The organism is Achromobacter sp. Marseille-Q4954, from assembly GCF_943737025.1.
Classification (GTDB): Bacteria; Pseudomonadota; Gammaproteobacteria; order Burkholderiales; family Burkholderiaceae_B; genus Achromobacter; species Achromobacter bronchisepticus_A.
In genome coordinates, this window is record NZ_CALSFQ010000001.1 from 2,637,922 (window position 1) to 2,655,481 (window position 17,560).

Below are 17,560 nucleotides of genomic sequence, written 5' to 3' on the forward strand. Positions count from 1 at the left end.
TTCTTTCTGCCTGCTGCGGGTGGATGGCGGAGGTGTTACAGCACGCCCTTGGTGGAGGGCACGACGTCGCCCATGCGGGGATCGACTTCCATGGCCATGCGCAGGGCGCGGCCACAGGCCTTGAAGACCGTTTCCGCCTGGTGGTGGGCATTGACGCCACGCAGGTTGTCGATGTGCAGCGTGATCAGGGCGTGGTTGACCAGGCCCTGGAAGAATTCGCGCGTCAGGTCCACGTCGAAGTCGCCGATGCGGGCGCGCGTGAAGGGGATGTGGTATTCCAGGCCCGGGCGGCCGGAGAAGTCCACCACCACGCGCGACAGCGCTTCGTCCAGCGGCACGTAGGCGTGGCCGTAGCGGCGCAGGCCGGCCTTGGTGCCGACCGCCTTGGCAATGGCCATACCCAGCGTGATGCCCACGTCTTCAACCGTATGGTGCGCGTCGATGTGCAGGTCGCCTTCCGCCTTGATGTCGAGGTCGATCAGGCCGTGGCGCGCGATCTGGTCCAGCATGTGGTCCAGGAACGGCACGCCGGTGTCGATCGTCTGCTTGCCGGTGCCGTCGATATTGACGGCCACGCGGATGCGGGTTTCGTTGGTGTTGCGGGTGATCTCAGCGGTACGCATGTTAAGCACTCAAAATCTCTTGCAGGGCGGATAGCAAGGCGGCGTTTTCGGCCGGGGCGCCCACCGAGATGCGCAGGCAGTCGGCCAGCAGCGGATGGGCGTTGGAGAAGTTGCGAATCAATATTTTGCGCGTTTTCAGGGCAAGATGCACGGCGTTGCCGTCCAGCTTGCCGGAAAAGCGGGCAAGAACGAAGTTGCCGGCGGAAGGGAATACCCGCACCCCGGGTAACTGGGCCAGGGCGGCGGCCAGCGGTTCGCGGTCCGCGCGCAGGCGGGCGGCCTGTTCGTCCAGCACCGGCTTGTGGCGCAGCACGGCCGACAGCGTGGCCTGGGTCAGCACGTCCAGGTTGTAGGGCGGGCGGACCTTGTTCAGTTCCGCGATCCAGGCCGGATGGCCGGCCAGGTAGCCGAAGCGCAGGCCGGCCAGGCCGATCTTGGACACCGTGCGCATGACGACCACATTGGGCGCGTCCAGCACCTGCGGCATCCAGGTACGGTCGGCGAAGGGCTGGTAGGCCTCGTCGAGTACCACCAGGCCGGGCGCGGCGGCGATGATGGCCGCTACGTCCTCATCGGACCAGAGGCCGCCGGTGGGGTTGTTGGGCACGGCCAGGAACACCACCTTGGGCTGGTGTTCCTGAATGGCGGCCAGCATGGCCGGCAAGTCCAGGGTCAGGTCGGCGGTCAGCGGCACGCCGACGAAGCGGGCGTGGTCGAAGCGCGCGGCCATGTCGAAATAGACAAACGACGGCCAGGGCGACAGCACCGCGTCGCCCGGGTTGCAGCAGGCCTGCACCACAATGTGGATGAGTTCGTCCGAGCCGTTGCCGAACAGCACGTCCGCCGCATCCGGCACGCCGAAGGCCGTTTTCACGGCCGCTTGCAGCGCCGACAGGTCGGCCGCCGGGTAACGGTTGAGCGGCGTGTCGCGCACGGCGCGGGCGATGTCGTCGCGCACCGCCTCGGGCAGTTCGTAGGGACATTCCATGGCGTCGAGCTTGATGCAGCCCTCGGCGTGGGCCACGGGATAGGCGGCCAGTTCGCGGATGTCCGCCCGGACGGTGCCGGCGATGCGGCCCGGCACGCTCATGGCTGGTCGATCCGGTATTGGGCGCTGGCGGCATGCGCCTGCAGGCCCTCGCCCAGCGCCAGTTCGGCGGCGATGCGGCCCAGTTTCTGGGCGCCCTGGTGCGAAACCTGGATCAGGCTGGAGCGCTTCTGGAAGTCATAGACGCCCAGCGGCGAGGAAAAGCGCGCCGTGCGCGAGGTCGGCAGCACGTGGTTGGGGCCGGCGCAGTAGTCGCCCAGCGATTCGGAGCTGAAGCGGCCCATGAAGATGGCGCCGGCGTGGCGGATCTGCGCGGTCCATTTTTCGGGCTGCTCGGTGGAGATCTCTAGATGCTCGGGCGCGATGTCGTTGGCGATCCGGCAGGCTTCTTCGAGATCCTGGACCAGGATCAGCGCGCCGCGGTTGGCCAGGCTGACGCGCAGGATGTCGGCGCGCGGCATGGTGGGCAGCAGGCGCTCGATCGAGGCCTGCACTTCTTCGATGAAGGCGGCGTCGGGGCACAGCAGGATGGACTGCGCGAGCTCGTCGTGCTCGGCCTGCGAGAACAGGTCCATGGCGATCCAGTCGGCGGGCGTCTTGCCGTCGCAAATGACCAGGATTTCGCTGGGGCCGGCGATCATGTCGATGCCGACCACGCCGAACACGCGGCGCTTGGCGGCGGCGACGTAGGCGTTGCCCGGGCCGACGATCTTGTCCACGGCCGGCACGGTGGCGGTGCCGTAGGCCAGCGCGCCCACGGCCTGCGCGCCGCCGATGGCGAAGACGCGGTCCACGCCGGCGATGGCCGCGGCGGCCAGCACGATGGGATTGCGCACGCCGTCCGGCGTGGGCGTGACCATGACCAGTTCCTGCACGCCCGCGACCTTGGCCGGGATGGCGTTCATCAGCACCGAGGACGGGTAGGCGGCCTTGCCGCCGGGCACATACAGACCCACGCGGTCCAGCGGGGTTACCTGCTGGCCCAGCATGGTGCCGTCGGCGTCGGTATAGGTCCAGGTCTCGGCGCGCTGGCGTTCGTGGTAGCTGCGCACGCGGTCGGCGGCGGCTTCCAGCGCGTTGCGCTGGGCCGCGGGCAGCGCGGCCAGGGCCGCATGCCAGTCCGCCTTGGGGATCTCCAGCGTCTGGGCCGATGCGCCGGGCATGCGGTCAAAGCGCTGCGTGTATTCCACCAGCGCGGCGTCGCCGCGGGCGCGCACGTCGGCCAGGATGCCGGCCGCGGCGCGGTCGATGGATTCGTCCTCGGTGGCTTCGAAGGCCAGCAGCGTGGACAGGGCGGATTTGAATCCGGGATCGCGGGAGTCGAGACGATTGATCAGGGCCATGGCGTCATGGAGCAAGCAGGTAACGGCCGCCGCGGCGTCGCGGCGGGCGAGGGTCAGGCGTTGCGGGCAGCGGCTCTTTCGAAGGCGTCCAGCAGCGGTTGCAGGCGGGCGCCGCGGGTCTTCAGCGCGGCCTGGTTGACGATCAGGCGCGAGGAAATCGGCATGATGTCTTCCACCGCGACCAGGTCGTTGGCGCGCAGGGTGCCGCCGGTGGACACCAGGTCCACGATGCAGTCGGCCAGGCCCACCAGCGGCGCCAGTTCCATCGAACCATACAGCTTGATGATGTCCACGTACACACCCTTGGCCGCGAAGTGTTCACGGGCTGACTGCACGTACTTGGTGGCCACGCGCAGGCGCGCGCCCTGGTGGACCGCGCCTTCGTAGTCGAAGCCCTTGCGCACGGCCACGGCCAGGCGGCACTTGGCGATGTTCAGGTCGATCGGCTGGTACAGGCCGCCGGGTTGTTCCTTGGCGTGCTCGATGAGCACGTCCTTGCCCGCGATGCCGAGGTCGGCCGCGCCGTACTGCACGTAGGTGGGCACGTCCGAGGCGCGCACGATGATCAGGCGCAGGCCGGGATCGCTGGTGGGCAGGATCAGCTTGCGCGAACTTTCGGGATTCTCGGGGACTTCGATGCCGGCCTCGGCCAGCAGCGGCATGGTCTCTTCGAAGATGCGCCCTTTGGACAGTGCCAGGGTCAGGGGGGCGACGGTGGTGGGGGCATCGTTCATGCCTGTTCCTTGCCGGTAACGCGTTGGATGTTCGCGCCGAGCGCGCGTAGTTTGACTTCCATCTGGTCGTAGCCGCGATCCAGGTGGTAGATGCGGTCGACCAGGGTTTCGCCTTCGGCCGCAAGGCCGGCGATGACCAGGCTGGCCGAGGCGCGCAGGTCGGTGGCCATGACGGTGGCGCCAGACAGGCGCGGCACGCCGCGCACGACGGCGGTGTGGCCGTCGATGTCGATGTCCGCGCCCATGCGGCGCAGTTCCTGCACGTGCATGTAGCGGTTTTCGAAGATGGTTTCGACGACGACCGAGGTGCCTTCGGCCACGGCGTTCAACGCCATGACCTGAGCCTGCATGTCGGTGGCGAAGCCGGGATATTCCAGCGTGCGAAAGCCCACGGCGCGGGGGCGCGAGGACATGGCGCAGCGGATCCAGTCGGGGCCGGTCTCGATGGTGAGGCCGGCCTCGGTCAGCTTGCCCAAAGTGGCGCCGAGGATGTCCGCGTCGGTATTGCGCAGGACGATGTCGCCGCCCGCAGCGCCCACCGCGCACAGGAAGGTGCCGGCCTCGATGCGGTCGGAGATGACGCGGTGTTCGGCGCCGTGCAGGCGCTCCACGCCGTCGATCACGATGCGGCTGGTGCCGTGGCCCTGGATGCGCGCGCCCATCTTGATGAGCAGTTCCGCCAGGTCCACCACTTCGGGTTCGCAGGCGGCGTTTTCCAGCACGGTCCGGCCTTCGGCCAGCACGGCGGCCATCAGCAGGTTTTCGGTGCCGGTGACGGTGACCATGTCGGTGCGCACCGAGGCGCCCTTCAGGCGTTTGGCGCGCGCCACCACGAAGCCGTGTTCGATGCTGATTTCGGCGCCCAGCGCGGCCAGGCCCTTGATGTGCTGGTCCACCGGACGCTGGCCGATGCTGCAGCCGCCGGGCAGGCTGACGCGGGCTTCGCCGAAGCGCGCCAACAGCGGGCCCAGCACCAGGATGGAGGCCCGCATGGTCTTGACCAGGTCGTAGGGAGCTTCCAGCTTGTCGACCTGGTTGGCCTGCAGCGTGACCGTGCCGTCCGCGTCACGCTCGGCGCGCACGCCCATGCGGCCCAGCAGGCGCAGCATGGTGGCGGTGTCGTTGAGGTGCGGCACGTTGCTGAGGGTCAGCGCGTCGGCGGTCAGCAGGCCCGCGCACAGGATGGGCAAGGCCGAGTTCTTGGCGCCGGAGATGGAGATTTCGCCATGCAGGCGCGAACCCCCGGTGATGCGTAGCTTGTCCATTACTTGCCTGCTTGCTGGTATTCGGCGGGAGTCAGGGTGCGCATGGACAGCGCATGGATCTCGGCCTTCATGCGGTCGCCGAGCGCGGCATAGACCAGCTGATGGCGCTGGATCAGGCGCTTGCCTTCGAAGGCGGCGCTGACGATGACCGCGTCGAAATGCGAGCCGTCGCCTTGCACGTCGAGATGTTCACAGGGCAGGCCGTCCGCGATGTATTGGCGGACTTGCGCGGGAGTGGGAAGCATGGACGTCAGTTCCTGAGTTTGTAGCCGCTGGCCAGTAGCCGCAGCGCATAGAGCGATAGCGCGAGGAACACCCCCGTCACCACCGCCAGGCTGCGCCAGGGGGAGACGTCCGACACCGAGAAGAATCCGTAGCGGAAGCCGTCGATGGTGTAGAAGATGGGGTTCCAGTGGGACACGCCCTGCCAGAAGGCGGGGAGCGTGTGGATGGAATAGAACACGCCGGACAGGAATGTGGCCGGCATGATGAGGAAGTTCTGGAAGGCCGCGAGCTGGTCGAATTTCTCGGACCAGAGGCCCGCGATCAGGCCCAGCACGCCCATGATGCCGCAGGCCAGCACGGCGAAGACGGCCAGCCACAGCGGGTGGGCGGGGACCAGCGAGACAAAGAACAGCGCCACCACCCACACGCACAGCCCGACCGCGAGGCCGCGCACGATGGCCGCCAGCACGTAGGCGGCGAAGATGTCGCGGTGCGACAGCGGCGGCAGCAGCATGAAGACCAGGTTGCCGGTGATGCGGCTCTGGATCAGCGATGACGAGGGATTGGCGAAGGCGTTCTGCAGCATGCTCATCATCATGAGCCCGGGGATCAGGAACGCCGTGTAGGGCACGCTGCCGTACACCATGACGCGCCCTTCCAGCACGTGGGCGAACACCAGCAGGTATAGCAGCGCGGTGATGACGGGCGCGGCGATGGTCTGGAAGCTGACCTTCCAGAAGCGCAGCAATTCCTTGCGCAGCAAGGTCGGGAAGCCGGAGCCCGCATCCAGGCGGGGCTGCACCAGCGGCTGGCTGGCGGTCGCGGCGGGCTGGGTCATGACGAGATCTCTTCGGGTTGCAGGGCGGTCGCGGGTTGCTCGTCGCCTTCGTGCATGATGCGCACGAAAGCGTCTTCCAGGTCGACCCCGCCGACGCGGGCCATCAGGGCCTGGGTGGTGTCCAGCGCCACGATGCGGCCGCGCTTGAGCATGGCGATGCGGCCGCACAGGGCTTCCGCTTCTTCCAGGTAGTGGGTGGTCAGCATGATGGTGTGGCCGGCCCTGTTCAGGCGCGAAATGAATTCCCACAGCGTGCGCCGCAGGTCCACGTCCACGCCGGCGGTGGGTTCGTCCAGCACGATCACGGGCGGACGGTGCACCAGCGCCTGGGCCACCAGCACGCGGCGCTTCATGCCGCCGGACAGCGCCCGCATATTGGAGTTGGCCTTGTCGGCCAGCCCCAGGTTGAACAGGATTTCGTCGATCCAGTCGTCGTTCTTGCGCAGGCCGAAATAGCCGGATTGGATGCGCAGGGTCTCGCGCACCGTGAAGAACGGGTCGTAGACGAGCTCTTGCGGCACCACGCCCAACGCCCGCCGCGCCGACTTGTAGTCGGCCACGACGTCGTATCCACAGACCGTGGCGCGGCCCGAACTGGCGTGCGCCAGACCGGCGAGGATCGAGATCAGCGTGGTCTTGCCGGCGCCATTGGGCCCGAGCAGGCCGAAGAACTCGCCGTGCTCGATGTTCAGGCTGACATTGTCCAGCGCCTGGAAGCCGGCGGCGGGCGCGCGCCCGAGCAGCTTCTGCCAGCCGCGCTGGCGCGGGGTATAGACCTTGGAGACGTTTTCTAGACTGACGGCGGACATGACGGCGGGAAATGGCCCGGAAAGAGCGAATTGATCATTATATAAGCGCGCCGCCGCTGCCCTGGCCGGTAGCCCTGGCATTCCCCTGGGTATCCGGCTAGTCTGTCCCTAAAATAATCGGCCCGGCGGGCCACTAGGGCGCGCCGGGCCGCGACAGCCGCAAGGCCGGTCATTGGTTGCGTTGGTTCAACGCCTTGATGAGGCCGTCGATGCCGTCGCGGTTGATCTGCTGGGCGAACTGGTTGCGGTAGTTTTCGATGAGCCAGATGCCTTCGACGTTCATGTCGTAGATCTTCCAGCCCTGGGCCGTCTTTTCCAGGCGGTAGTCGACGCCCACCGGCTGGTCGTTGCCCTGCGAGATCAGGGTGCGCACCACCACGTCGTCGGCTTTGGGATCGCCGCGGAACGGCAGCGCGCGCACCGTGGTGCTGGACGTGACGCGGGTCAGCGCGCCGCTGTAGGTGCGCACCAGCGTGCCGCGGAAGGCGTCGGCCAGTTCCTTTTTCTGCACGTCGTTGGCCTGGCGCCAGTAGCGGCCAGCGGCCAGGCGCGTGGTCTTCTGGAAGTTGACGTAGGGCAGGATGTGCTCGTTGACGACCTGATTGATGCGGGCGGGGTTGCCGGCCTTGACGGAGCCGTCGGCCTTCAGCACGTCCAGGGCCTCATTGGCCGTGGCGAGCACGAACTGGTCGGGAGAACCGTTGGGGTCGGGTTTGGCCTGCGCGCCGGCGGTCAGGCCCAAGGCCAGCAGGCCCGTGAAAACCAGACGCTGCAGGGAAACAAAAGAAACTCGCATCAAAACTCCTTACTTGTACTGGGGCGCAACCCCGCGGCTTACTTGGCCGCAGGTTGCGCCGCGGGTTGAGCCGCCGGCTGCGCGGCGGGGGCGGCGGCGTCCTCGTCGTCTTCGTAGTTGGGCAGCGAGGACTCGTCGTCCACCTTCTGGCCCAGCACCATGGCGGCGCGGCGCTGCAGATAGGCATCGCGCACGAAGCTGTAGGGATCGAGCGCGACGCGGTCGATGGTGTCGGTGGCGCTCAGCAGGCTGGCGCGCGTGTCGACCACGCGCAGGCCCCACAGCGAGTTGCGCAGGCGGACGTTGTCGATGGAATCGACGCCCATGTAGCCGTAGGTGGTGCCGGCGTAATCGCCGATCAGGCCAGCGCCGTCGCGTACCGACGACGAGCCGAAGAACGGCAGCACCAGGTACGGACCCTGGCTGAAGCCCCACACGCCCAGCGTGGTGCCGAAGTCGTTCGGGATGCGGCGCGCGCCATTGGCCGAGGCGACGTCGAAGCAGCCGCCCACGCCCATGGTGGTGTTGAACAGGAAGCGGCCCAGCGTGTTGACGAAGTCGTGGCCGCGGCCCTGCAGGAAGCTGTTGGCGCCGGACCAAAGGTCGCCGACGTTGCTGAAGATGTTGTGCACGCAGCTGCGCACCGGCTGCGGCGTGACGAAGGTATAGGCCTGCGCCACCGGCTTGAAGACGGCGCGGTCGACGGTGTCGTTGAATTTGTACACGCCCCGGTTGAAGCCTTCCCAGGGGTCGCGGGGATCCGGGTTCTGCGGCGCGGCGCAGCCTGCCATCAGCGCGCCCGCGGCGGCGACGGTGGCAATCCTGCAAATAGCTTTCTTGTTCATGATCAGGGCATCCCTATCAACGATTCTTATGATATTGCGTACCTTGGACGCGCTGCTGTTACCGCGTCTGTCGCATTGTCTTTAATTTGGCGTTTTCGCGGCGGGTTCCGACGCGCTCGAGCCTTGCTTCTCGGCCGACCCGTACAGGAACTGGCTGATCAGTTGTTCAAGCACCACGGCGCTTTGCGTGTAGCGGATCTTGCCGCCGTCGACAAAGTTTTCCTCTTCGCTGCCCGCGGTCAGGCCCAGGTACTGTTCACCCAGCAGGCCCGACGTCAGGATGGACGCCGAAGTGTCCTTGGGGAACTGATAGGCCGTTTCCAGGTTGACCGAGACGATCGCCTGGAAGGTCTTGTCATCGAACGAGATGCCGGCAACCCGGCCCACGACGACCCCCGCGCTCTTGACGGGCGCGCGCACCTTGAGGCCGCCTACGTTATCGAAGTTGGCCGTCAGCGTATAGGTCGGGGCGAAAGAAAAGGTGCTCAAGTTGCCGGCGCGCAACGCCAGGAACGCCAGCGCGACCGCGCCCAGCAATACAAACAGGCCTACCCAGAAGTCGGTTTTTTCGCGAGACATGATCGATCCGTATCAATTTCCAAACATCAAGGCGGTGAGCAGGAAGTCCAGCCCAAGTACCGCCAGGGAGCCCACCACCACGGTGCGAGTGGTCGCGCGGGCAACGCCTTCCGGGGTGGGCTTGGCCTGCCAACCCTCGTAGAGCGCGACCAGCGTCACCGTGACGCCGAAGACCAGGCTCTTGATGACGCCGTTGGCCACGTCTTTCCAGACGTCGACGCCGTTTTGCATCTGCGACCAGAACGCGCCGGCGTCCACGCCGATCAGCAGCACGCCCACGACCCAGCCGCCCAGGATGCCCACCATGGAGAACACCGCCGCCAGGATGGGCATGGCGATGATGCCGCCCCACAGGCGCGGCACCAGCACGCGGCGTATGGGGTCGACGGCCATGACTTCCATGGCCGCGAGTTGCTCGCCGGCTTTCATCAGGCCGATTTCCGCGGTGAGCGAGGTGCCCGCGCGGCCGGCGAACAGCAGCGCCGTGACCACGGGCCCCAGTTCCCGCACCAGCGACAAGGCCACCAGCAGGCCCAGCGCTTCTTCCGAACCGTAGCGGTTCAGCGTGTAATAACCCTGCAGCCCCAGCACGAAGCCCACGAACATGCCGGAGACGGCAATGATGAGCAGCGAGTAGTTGCCGATGAAATGGACCTGCTGCGACACCAGCCGCGGACGCGACAGCGCAATGCCGCTGCGCGCCAGCATGGCGCCGAAGAACCGGGTGAAGTAGCCGATGCCGGAAACGCGGGTGCGTACCCAGCCGCCCAGCGCGCCGATGGCGTTGTTGGATCCGCTCATGCGCGGCGGCCCTCCTGTTGCGAAAGCCACTTCTTGAAAGCGGGCGTTTCGGGATACTGGAACGCGACGGGGCCGTCGGGCTCCCCTTTGAGGAACTGCTGCACGTAGGGGTCTTGCGAGGCCGACAGCATTTCCGGCGTGCCGGCGGCGGCAAGCTTGCCCTGCCCGACCAGGTACACCTGGTCCGCGATGGCGAACGATTCATGCACGTCGTGCGTGATCAGCACCGAGGCGCAGCCGAGCCGGTCGGCCAGGTTGCGGATCAGGCGGGCGGTGATGCCCAGCGAGATCGGGTCCAGCCCCGCAAACGGTTCGTCGTACAGAATGAGTTCGGGCTCCAGCACCACGGCGCGGGCCAGTGCCACGCGCCGGGCCATGCCGCCGGAGATTTCCGCCACTTTCAGGTGCGCGGCTGCGCGCAGGCCGACGGCGTCGAGCTTATCCAGCACGCGCTCGGTGACTTCGGGTTCCGCCAGTGTGGTGTGTTCGCGCAGCGGGAAGGCCACGTTCTCGAACACGTTCAGGTCGGTGAAAAGCGCGCCCTGCTGAAATAGGACGCCCATGCGCTTGCGCAGCGATTGCAGTTCGGTGCGGCTGACATGGGCCATGTCCTGGCCGAAGGCCAGCACCCGGCCCCGCTGCGCGGTGAGCTGGCCGGTGGCCGCGCGCAACAGCGTGGTCTTGCCCGAACCGGAGCCGCCCATGATGGCGACGACCTGGCCGGCGCGCACGTCCATGGAAATGTCGCGCAAGACGGTGAAATCACCATAGCCTAGCGCCACACCTTCCAGGCGCAGGGCGAAGTCCGGGGTCTTGCTGGTTTGAGCGGGCATGGGCAACGAAAGGGTGTTTCGGCGGCGGAGCTTGCCCTGCTGTCCGGTCGATGCAACCGGCAAAATTCATAGCCGGCGCGGCGAAGACAGGCGGCGTCGGGAAGCGCCCTGTTACTCATATGCCGGGGGCGAGACTAGGCCTGGGCTCCCGGCGGCGAGGCGCCATTGTAGCCCGACGCTTTGTAATCACAACGCGATAGCCCGCGCGTGGAACAGTGTTTTCGGTTCAGGGAACAATATGCTTAGCGCCGCGCCTGTGCCGCCGCGGTCTCCCGGACCAGCCGCGCGACCAGGTCGGCGGTGCTCTCGCGCCGCGCGAGCGGCGCGCCCTGGCCGGCCCACAGGGACAGCACATCGGTGTTGCCGGCCTTGCCGCCCGCCGTGCGCATGGGGCGCGTCAGCGCGTTCTGCAGGGGGTACGGCAGGATGTCGGCCGCGATGGCGTCGGCCTCGCGCATGAAGGCGTTTTCGATGCCGCGGGCGGGCCGTCCCGAGAACGCCCGGGTCACGCGCGATTGCTCCGCGCGGGAGGCAGGCAGCAGCGCCTTGTAGGCTTCATTGATGCCGGATTCCGTGGTGGTCAGAAAGGCCGTCCCCATTTGTGCCAGATCGGCGCCCAGGGCCAGCGCGGCGGCGATGCCGCGGCCGTCCATGATGCCGCCGGACGCAATAACAGGGACGGATACTGCGTCGGCGACCTGTGGCACCAGCGCCATGGTGCCGATCAACGATTCCTCGAAGCCGCCCAGGAAGGTGCCGCGGTGGCCGCCGGCCTCGGCGCCCTGCGCCACGATGGCGTCCACGCCGTCCTGTTCCAGCGCGACCGCCTCGCGCACGGTGGTGGCGGTACCCACGGTCAGGATCCCCAGCTCGCGGCAGCGCGCGATGGCCGCGGCCGGCATGCGGCCGAAGGTGAAGCTGAAGACGGCCGGCCGTACCCGCAGGATGGCCTCGATCTGTTGCGGCAGCGGGTCGGCCTGCGGGCCGGGCTCGGCGGGAGCCGGAAGGCCCAGCTGCTGGTGGTAGCGCGCCATCAGCGCCAGCATGCGGTCGGTGTCGCCGCGCATGGGTTCTTCCGGCACCGATGCGAACAGATTGATGGCGAACGGCAGCGGCGTGCGCGCGCGGATGTCGCGCGCCGCCGCTTCGATCTGCTCGGGACTCATGTAGGCCGCCCCGAGCGACCCCAGGACTCCCGCCTTCGATGCCTCGGAAATCAGCTCTACCGTCGTGGCGCCGCCGGCCATGGGGGCCTGGACGATGGGATGGTGCAGCTTGAGCAGATCAATCAGACGGGTAGCCATGGAATTTCTCCTGGAAGGTTACTGAAGCTGGATGTTCCCAGCCTTGATGACGTGGGCCCACTTCTCGGTTTCGCTCTTGATGAAGGCGCCGAATTCCTCGGGCGTGCCGCCGCCGGCCTGGCTGCCGGTGTCGGCGATGGCCTTTTGCACGTCCGGTTCCTTCAGGATGCGGTTGAACTCGGCATTGAGCTTGGCGATGATGGGCGCGGGCGTGCCGGCGGGGGCGACGATGCCCTGCCAGTTATAGGACTCGAAGCCCGGCAGACCGGATTCGGCCATGGTCGGCACGTCGGGCAGCACGGCCAGGCGCTTGGCGGAGGTGACCGCGATGGGGTGGATCTTGGCGCCCTGGATCGCGGGCAGCGCGGAATAGCCCATTTCGAACATCATCGAGATATGCCCGCCCATGAGGTCGGTCGCCGCCAGGCTGCCGCCCTTGTACGGGACGTGGACGATGTCGATCTTGGCCTGCTCGCGGAACATTTCGCCGGACAGGTGGTGCGCGCCGCCCACGCCGGACGAGCCGAACGACAGCTTGCCGGGCTGCTTCTTGGCCAGCGCGATCAGGTCCGCCAGCGTCTTCACGGGCAGCTCGTTGTTCACGCTCAGCACCAGCGGGCTGTTCTCGATCAAGATGATCGGGGCCAGATCCTTCCGCGGATCGTAGGGCATGTCCTTCATCAGCGTCGGGTTGACCGCCATGGGCGCCAGGTTGCCCGTGCCGATGGTGTAGCCGTCGGGCGCGGCGCGCGCGATCAGGTTGGTGCCGACCACGCCGCCCGCGCCCGCCTTGTTCTCGACCACGATAGGCTGGCCCAGCGAGTCGCCCAGCTTGCGGGCCAGGAGGCGCACGCGGGTGTCGGCGAAGCCGCCCGGCGCGTAGGGCACGATCATGGTGATGGGCTTGGCCGGCCAGTCGGGGGTCTGGGCCTGGGCGGCGCCGCTGAAGGCGGTGGCGGCTGCCAGGGCGACAATAAGGGGACGCAACAATTTCATGCAGATGACTCCTGGTTTTGTTTTTAGTGTGAACGGGCCCGCGGGCCGATCGCATTATGCCCAGCGGCATTGTCATCTGTCGTGATCTTTCCCAAGCGCCACGCGGATAGCATCAGCAGCGCGGCGCTGGCCGCCAGCACCTGCGGCAGGCCGACGCTCCACTGCGCGGCCCAGGACGCCAGCAGCGGTCCCAGGATCTGCCCGGCGGCGAAAGCCGCGGTCATGAGGGCTGCCGCGCGCGGCGCGGAGGCACCCGCCGAGCGTCTGGCGGCCAGCATGCCCGCCTGCGTGATCACCATGAAGGTGCCGCCCACCAGCACTGCGGCCACGATCACGGCGGCGATGTGGTGCCAGACGGCCACGGCCAGCATGCCCAGCGCCATGAGAGCCTGGGCGGCGCGCCAGATTTGCACGCTGTCGCGGCCCCGCGCCAGGCGAGGCACCAGCAGGCAGGACACCGCCGCGGCCAGGCCGAACAGGGGCCAGGCCCAGCCGAAGATGGCCGGGTCGGGAATGATTTCCTTGGCCATCGCCGGCAGGAAGGTGGCTGGGACGATGTAGCCCACGCCGAACGCGCCGTAGTGCAGCGCCAGCGTAGGGATGTCGCGCGGCAGCCGGGCGGCGTGAGCCGCGCTGGCCGATCGCGCCGGCATTGGCGTGGCTTGGCGGCGCAGCCCTGACCAGGCGATTGCGGACAGCGCCAGCGCCAGCCCCCCCAGCGCGATCCAGACCGTGTCGGCGCGCGCGCCCCACGCCGCCAGCGCGAGGCAGGCCAGCCCCGTCAGCGCAATGCCCGCGCCCACGCCGGCGTAGGTCACGGCGGACGCGCCCGCCTCGCGCGGATCGCCCGCAGGCACCGCCCGCCATGCCGCCACGCAGATGAAGGCGCTGGCGCTGGCGTAGCCTGCGGCCAGCCGCAGCGCGCACCACATTGCCATGCCGTGCCAGAGCGGCATGGCCAGCGTCAGCAGCGCCACCGCAAGCAGGCTGGCCGCCAGCGTGCCGCGCAACCGGCGGATGGGCCAGGCGACCGCCGCCAGCGCACCCAGCAGATAGCCCACGTAATTGGCGGAGGCCAGCCAGCCGCCCTGCGCCAGCGACAGCCCGGCCTCCTGCGCCATCAGGGGCCAGACCGGCGTGAAGGCGAACCGGCCTATGCCCATGGCGGCGGCCAGGGCCAGCGCTGCGGGCCATGCCAGGGCGGCGGCGCCGCGCGAGGCGGAAGGGTAAATGGGCGTTGACATGGCCCTTACTCTACGGCTGTACTAATATCATTAATAGTGAATTATTAAGATAGCGAGTTCTCAAAATGAGAAACTTGGACCTCGATGCGCTGCAGATCTTCAAGGCGGTTGCCGATCAGGGCGGCGTGGCGCGCGCCGCTGCCCACCTGAACCGCGTGCAGTCCAATGTGTCGACGCGCCTGAAGCAGCTGGAGGCCTCGCTGGAGGCGCCGCTGTTCCGGCGCCAGAATCGCCGGCTGGTGCTGTCGGACCAGGGGCGGGTGTTGTTGTCCTATGCCGACCGCCTGCTGCGCCTTGCTGACGAAGCCCAGGCCGCGGTACGCGACGGTTCCCCGCAGGGCGTGCTGCGCATCGGCACCATGGAAAGTACGGCCGCCGCGCGCCTGCCGCCCATTCTGGCGGCCTATCACGCGGCCTGGCCGCAAGTGCGGATCGAACTGGTGACCGGCACGTCGGGGGCGTTGGCAGCCAAGGTGCGCAACTACGAGATCGAGGCCGCGTTCGTGGCGCAGCCCTTTCCGGCCGAGGGCTTGGCGGTGATGGATGCGTTCAAGGAAGAACTGGCGCTGATTTCGCCCTTGGCCTGGGACCCGATCGACAGCCCCAAGGATCTGGGAGAGCGCAGCGTGATCGCCTTCGCGGCGGGATGCTCATATCGGCGCATCCTGGAGTCCTGGCTGAACCAGGAAGGCGTCGCGCCGGGCAAGGTGATGGAGTTCGCCTCGTACCACGCCATCGTCGCCTGTGTGGCGGCGGGTTCGGGCGTGGCCATCGTGCCGCGTTCGGTGCTGGCGGTGCTGGGGGCGGAGCACACAGTGCGCATCGGCGCCCTGTCCGGCTCGCATGGCAGGGCCCTGACTCAGCTGGTCTGGCGCGCCGATGACGACACGCCGGCCTTGCAGGCCCTGCGGCACAAGCTCGATTCGCCGCAAGGCTGAGGCATGCCGCGCGTGATGCGCGGCCCTTTTGCGCTTAGAAGCGGTAGCCGACGCCCAGCGTCGCGACCCACGGATCGATGCGCGCGGTACCGATGTGCTGGCCGTCCAGCTTCACCTTGGAGCGGATGTCGATGTAGCGGATGTCCGCGTTCATGAACCAGCGCTCGTTGATCTTGAAGTCCGCGCCCAGCTGCGCGGCCACGCCCCAGGAGTCGCCCAGCTTCAGGTCCGAGCCCTTCAGCGCGCCTTCGGCCTGGGTGTCGAAGAAGTGGGTGTAGTTGATGCCCACGCCGATGTACGGCTGGATCATGCTGTCGGGCAGGATGTGCCATTGCAGGCTCAGCGTCGGCGGCAATTGCTTGGTCGAGCCGATCTTGCCCAGGCCGCTGCCGCTGACGTCATGCTGGAAGGGCCAGGCGCCCAGCAGTTCGATACCGATGTTGCGCGTGGCCATGTAGGTCAGCGTGAAGCTCGGGCGCACGTTGTTGCTCACGTCGAGTCCGACGCTGCCATTGAGCACGGTGCCGTTGTTGGACGAGGGGCGGACCTGCGTCACGCCGACCTTGAACAGCACGTCGCCCGCTTCGTGGGCGTGCGCGGGGGCGGCGAGCGTGCCAGCGGCGAGCAGGCCGGCGATGGCGGTGGCGCGGATACGGCCGTTCAGCGAAAACATTCTCTTCTCCGATCTTTCCATTGGGTGAGACGACAGGTTCTCAAACCTGGCGTCCGGCCCGCTTGATGTGTGTCAAATCGTGAAAAGACCGCAATCGGAAAGTGGTTATGTTGCAACAGGCCGGAGGGCAGGCAAAAAAATCGCCGCCGGCGCAATGCGCTCGGCGGCGATCCGGTTGAGCCTGATCGTGGCGATCAGCGCGGCAGTTCGCTGCTGCCCATGAGGTAGGCGTCCACCGAGCGCGCGCACTGGCGTCCTTCGCGGATGGCCCAGACCACCAGGGACTGGCCGCGACGCATGTCGCCGGCGGTGAAGACCTTCTCGACGTTGGTGCGGTAGTCGTCGGTATTGGCGCGCACGTTGCCGCGCGCATCGCGGTCCACGCCGAAGGCGTCCAGCACCGTCTGCACGGGCGACACGAAGCCCATGGCCAGCAGCACCAGGTCGGCCTTGATCTCGAATTCAGAGCCTTCGACTTCGCGCATCTTCATTTGGCCGGTGGCTTCGTCCTTGAACCATTCGACGCGCGCGCCGATCAGCTTTTCGACCTTGCCATTGCTGCCCTGGAGCAGCTTGGTGGTCACGGACCAGTCGCGCTCGCAGCCCTCTTCGTGCGAAGAGGAGGTGCGCATTTTCAACGGCCAGTACGGCCAGGTCATGGTCTTGTTTTCGCTTTCCGGCGGCTGGGGCATCAGCTCGAATTGCGTGACCGAGGCTGCGCCGTGGCGGTTGCTGGTGCCGACGCAGTCGGAACCCGTGTCGCCGCCGCCGATCACCACCACGTGCTTGCCCTTGGCCAGCGTCTGGTTGGTGAGCCGGTCGCCCGCCACCGCCTTGTTCTGCTGGCGCAGGAAGTCCATGGCGAAGTACACGCCCGACAGCTCGCGGCCGGGAACCGGCAGGTCACGCGGCGTTTCCGAACCGCCGCTCATCACTACCGCGTCGAACTCGGCCAGCAGCGATTCCGGCGTGCGCACCGTCAGGCCGTCGGCCACGGGGTCGCTGGGATTGCCGATGTAGGTCGACGGCGCGAACTCCACGCCCTCGGCTTCCATCTGCGAGATGCGGCGGTCGATCTGGTGCTTTTCAAGCTTGAAGTCGGGGATGCCGTAGCGCAGCAGGCCGCCGATGCGGTCGCTCTTTTCGAACAGCGTCACCGAATGGCCGGCGCGGGCCAGCTGCTGCGCGCACGCCATGCCGGCGGGGCCGGAGCCCACCACGGCAACCTTCTTGCCGGTCTTGCGCGCCGGCACCTGCGGCGACACCCAGCCCTCGGCCCAGCCCTTGTCGATGATGGCGTGCTCGATGGACTTGATGCCGACAGCGTCGCTGTTGATGTTCAAGGTACAGGCAGCTTCGCACGGCGCCGGGCAGATGCGGCCGGTGAACTCGGGGAAGTTGTTGGTGGAGTGCAGGACGTCCAGCGCGCGCTTCCAGTCCTGCCGGTACACCAGGTCATTCCAGTCCGGGATGATGTTGTTGACGGGGCAGCCGTTGTTGCAGAACGGGATGCCGCAGTCCATGCAGCGCGCCGCCTGCTGCTTGGCCTGGTCGTCGCTCAGGTGCAGCACGAATTCGCGCCAGTTCTTCAGCCGCTTCTGCGGGGCCTCGGAGGCCTCCTGCAGACGCTGAAATTCCATAAAGCCGGTAATCTTTCCCATGGTAT

Annotated in this window: 19 protein-coding genes; 1 reads left to right on the top strand and 18 read right to left on the bottom strand. The window is 67.4% G+C overall.

Features of this window, described 5'->3' with window-relative positions; all coding sequences use genetic code 11:
- Positions 1-35: 35 nt before the first annotated feature.
- The 16 genes from hisB to NGK62_RS12535 form a co-directional block, all read right to left on the bottom strand.
- A complete protein-coding gene (hisB, locus tag NGK62_RS12460) occupies positions 36-623 on the bottom strand; it encodes an imidazoleglycerol-phosphate dehydratase HisB (RefSeq protein ID WP_013390948.1) in 588 nt (195 codons plus the stop codon).
- Position 624: 1 nt separating this feature from the next.
- Entirely contained in the window at positions 625-1,713 is a 1,089-nt protein-coding gene (gene hisC, locus NGK62_RS12465; RefSeq protein ID WP_251878511.1) for a histidinol-phosphate transaminase, read from the bottom strand.
- Positions 1,710-3,014 carry a histidinol dehydrogenase gene (gene hisD, locus NGK62_RS12470; protein ID WP_059376795.1) on the bottom strand — a complete coding sequence of 435 codons (1,305 nt, stop codon included), beginning with the start codon at positions 3,012-3,014 and terminating at the stop codon, positions 1,710-1,712. The genes hisC and hisD overlap by 4 nt, the downstream gene beginning before the upstream one ends.
- A gap of 53 nt (positions 3,015-3,067) precedes the next feature.
- On the bottom strand, positions 3,068-3,748 hold the full coding sequence (gene hisG, locus NGK62_RS12475; RefSeq protein WP_059376797.1) for an ATP phosphoribosyltransferase: 681 nt from the start codon (positions 3,746-3,748) through the stop codon (positions 3,068-3,070).
- On the bottom strand, positions 3,745-5,013 hold the full coding sequence (gene murA, locus NGK62_RS12480; RefSeq protein WP_059376799.1) for a UDP-N-acetylglucosamine 1-carboxyvinyltransferase: 1,269 nt from the start codon (positions 5,011-5,013) through the stop codon (positions 3,745-3,747). Before murA ends, hisG begins: the two co-directional genes overlap by 4 nt.
- Positions 5,013-5,258 carry a BolA family protein gene (locus tag NGK62_RS12485; RefSeq protein ID WP_059376809.1) on the bottom strand — a complete coding sequence of 82 codons (246 nt, stop codon included), beginning with the start codon at positions 5,256-5,258 and terminating at the stop codon, positions 5,013-5,015. Before NGK62_RS12485 ends, murA begins: the two co-directional genes overlap by 1 nt.
- 5 nt (positions 5,259-5,263) lie before the next feature.
- Positions 5,264-6,076: an ABC transporter permease gene (locus NGK62_RS12490; protein WP_118933486.1), complete on the bottom strand. Its 813-nt coding sequence runs from the start codon at positions 6,074-6,076 to the stop codon at positions 5,264-5,266.
- Positions 6,073-6,885 carry an ABC transporter ATP-binding protein gene (locus tag NGK62_RS12495; protein ID WP_059376817.1) on the bottom strand — a complete coding sequence of 271 codons (813 nt, stop codon included), beginning with the start codon at positions 6,883-6,885 and terminating at the stop codon, positions 6,073-6,075. Before NGK62_RS12495 ends, NGK62_RS12490 begins: the two co-directional genes overlap by 4 nt.
- 169 nt (positions 6,886-7,054) lie before the next feature.
- A complete protein-coding gene (locus NGK62_RS12500; RefSeq protein ID WP_059376820.1) occupies positions 7,055-7,681 on the bottom strand; it encodes an MlaC/ttg2D family ABC transporter substrate-binding protein in 627 nt (208 codons plus the stop codon).
- A gap of 38 nt (positions 7,682-7,719) precedes the next feature.
- Positions 7,720-8,526 carry an MlaA family lipoprotein gene (locus NGK62_RS12505; protein ID WP_059376823.1) on the bottom strand — a complete coding sequence of 269 codons (807 nt, stop codon included), beginning with the start codon at positions 8,524-8,526 and terminating at the stop codon, positions 7,720-7,722.
- A gap of 81 nt (positions 8,527-8,607) precedes the next feature.
- Positions 8,608-9,105, bottom strand: a complete 498-nt coding sequence (gene mlaD / locus NGK62_RS12510) for an outer membrane lipid asymmetry maintenance protein MlaD (protein ID WP_059376825.1) — start codon at positions 9,103-9,105, stop codon at positions 8,608-8,610.
- A gap of 12 nt (positions 9,106-9,117) precedes the next feature.
- On the bottom strand, positions 9,118-9,906 hold the full coding sequence (gene mlaE / locus NGK62_RS12515; protein ID WP_013390959.1) for a lipid asymmetry maintenance ABC transporter permease subunit MlaE: 789 nt from the start codon (positions 9,904-9,906) through the stop codon (positions 9,118-9,120).
- Positions 9,903-10,739 (bottom strand): ABC transporter ATP-binding protein, encoded by an 837-nt coding sequence (locus tag NGK62_RS12520; protein WP_118933493.1) that lies wholly within the window; start codon positions 10,737-10,739, stop codon positions 9,903-9,905. The genes mlaE and NGK62_RS12520 overlap by 4 nt, the downstream gene beginning before the upstream one ends.
- A 242-nt stretch (positions 10,740-10,981) precedes the next feature.
- Positions 10,982-12,043, bottom strand: a complete 1,062-nt coding sequence (locus tag NGK62_RS12525; RefSeq protein ID WP_251878513.1) for an NAD(P)H-dependent flavin oxidoreductase — start codon at positions 12,041-12,043, stop codon at positions 10,982-10,984.
- A gap of 18 nt (positions 12,044-12,061) precedes the next feature.
- Positions 12,062-13,039 carry a Bug family tripartite tricarboxylate transporter substrate binding protein gene (locus tag NGK62_RS12530; RefSeq protein WP_251878515.1) on the bottom strand — a complete coding sequence of 326 codons (978 nt, stop codon included), beginning with the start codon at positions 13,037-13,039 and terminating at the stop codon, positions 12,062-12,064.
- A 23-nt stretch (positions 13,040-13,062) separates the two neighbouring features.
- The gene (locus tag NGK62_RS12535; RefSeq protein ID WP_251878517.1) at positions 13,063-14,283 is read right to left on the bottom strand and encodes a YbfB/YjiJ family MFS transporter; all 1,221 of its coding nucleotides are present in this window, start codon (positions 14,281-14,283) and stop codon (positions 13,063-13,065) included.
- A 65-nt stretch (positions 14,284-14,348) separates the two neighbouring features.
- On the opposite strand from NGK62_RS12535, the gene NGK62_RS12540 reads away from it, so the two are divergent.
- Positions 14,349-15,221: a LysR family transcriptional regulator gene (locus NGK62_RS12540; RefSeq protein WP_251878519.1), complete on the top strand. Its 873-nt coding sequence runs from the start codon at positions 14,349-14,351 to the stop codon at positions 15,219-15,221.
- Between the two features lie 34 nt (positions 15,222-15,255).
- Here NGK62_RS12540 and NGK62_RS12545 read toward each other — a convergent pair whose 3' ends face one another.
- On the bottom strand, positions 15,256-15,894 hold the full coding sequence (locus tag NGK62_RS12545) for an OmpW/AlkL family protein (RefSeq protein WP_059376841.1): 639 nt from the start codon (positions 15,892-15,894) through the stop codon (positions 15,256-15,258).
- 194 nt (positions 15,895-16,088) lie between these two features.
- A complete protein-coding gene (locus NGK62_RS12550) occupies positions 16,089-17,555 on the bottom strand; it encodes a glutamate synthase subunit beta (RefSeq protein ID WP_054455468.1) in 1,467 nt (488 codons plus the stop codon).
- Positions 17,556-17,560 lie beyond the last annotated feature (5 nt).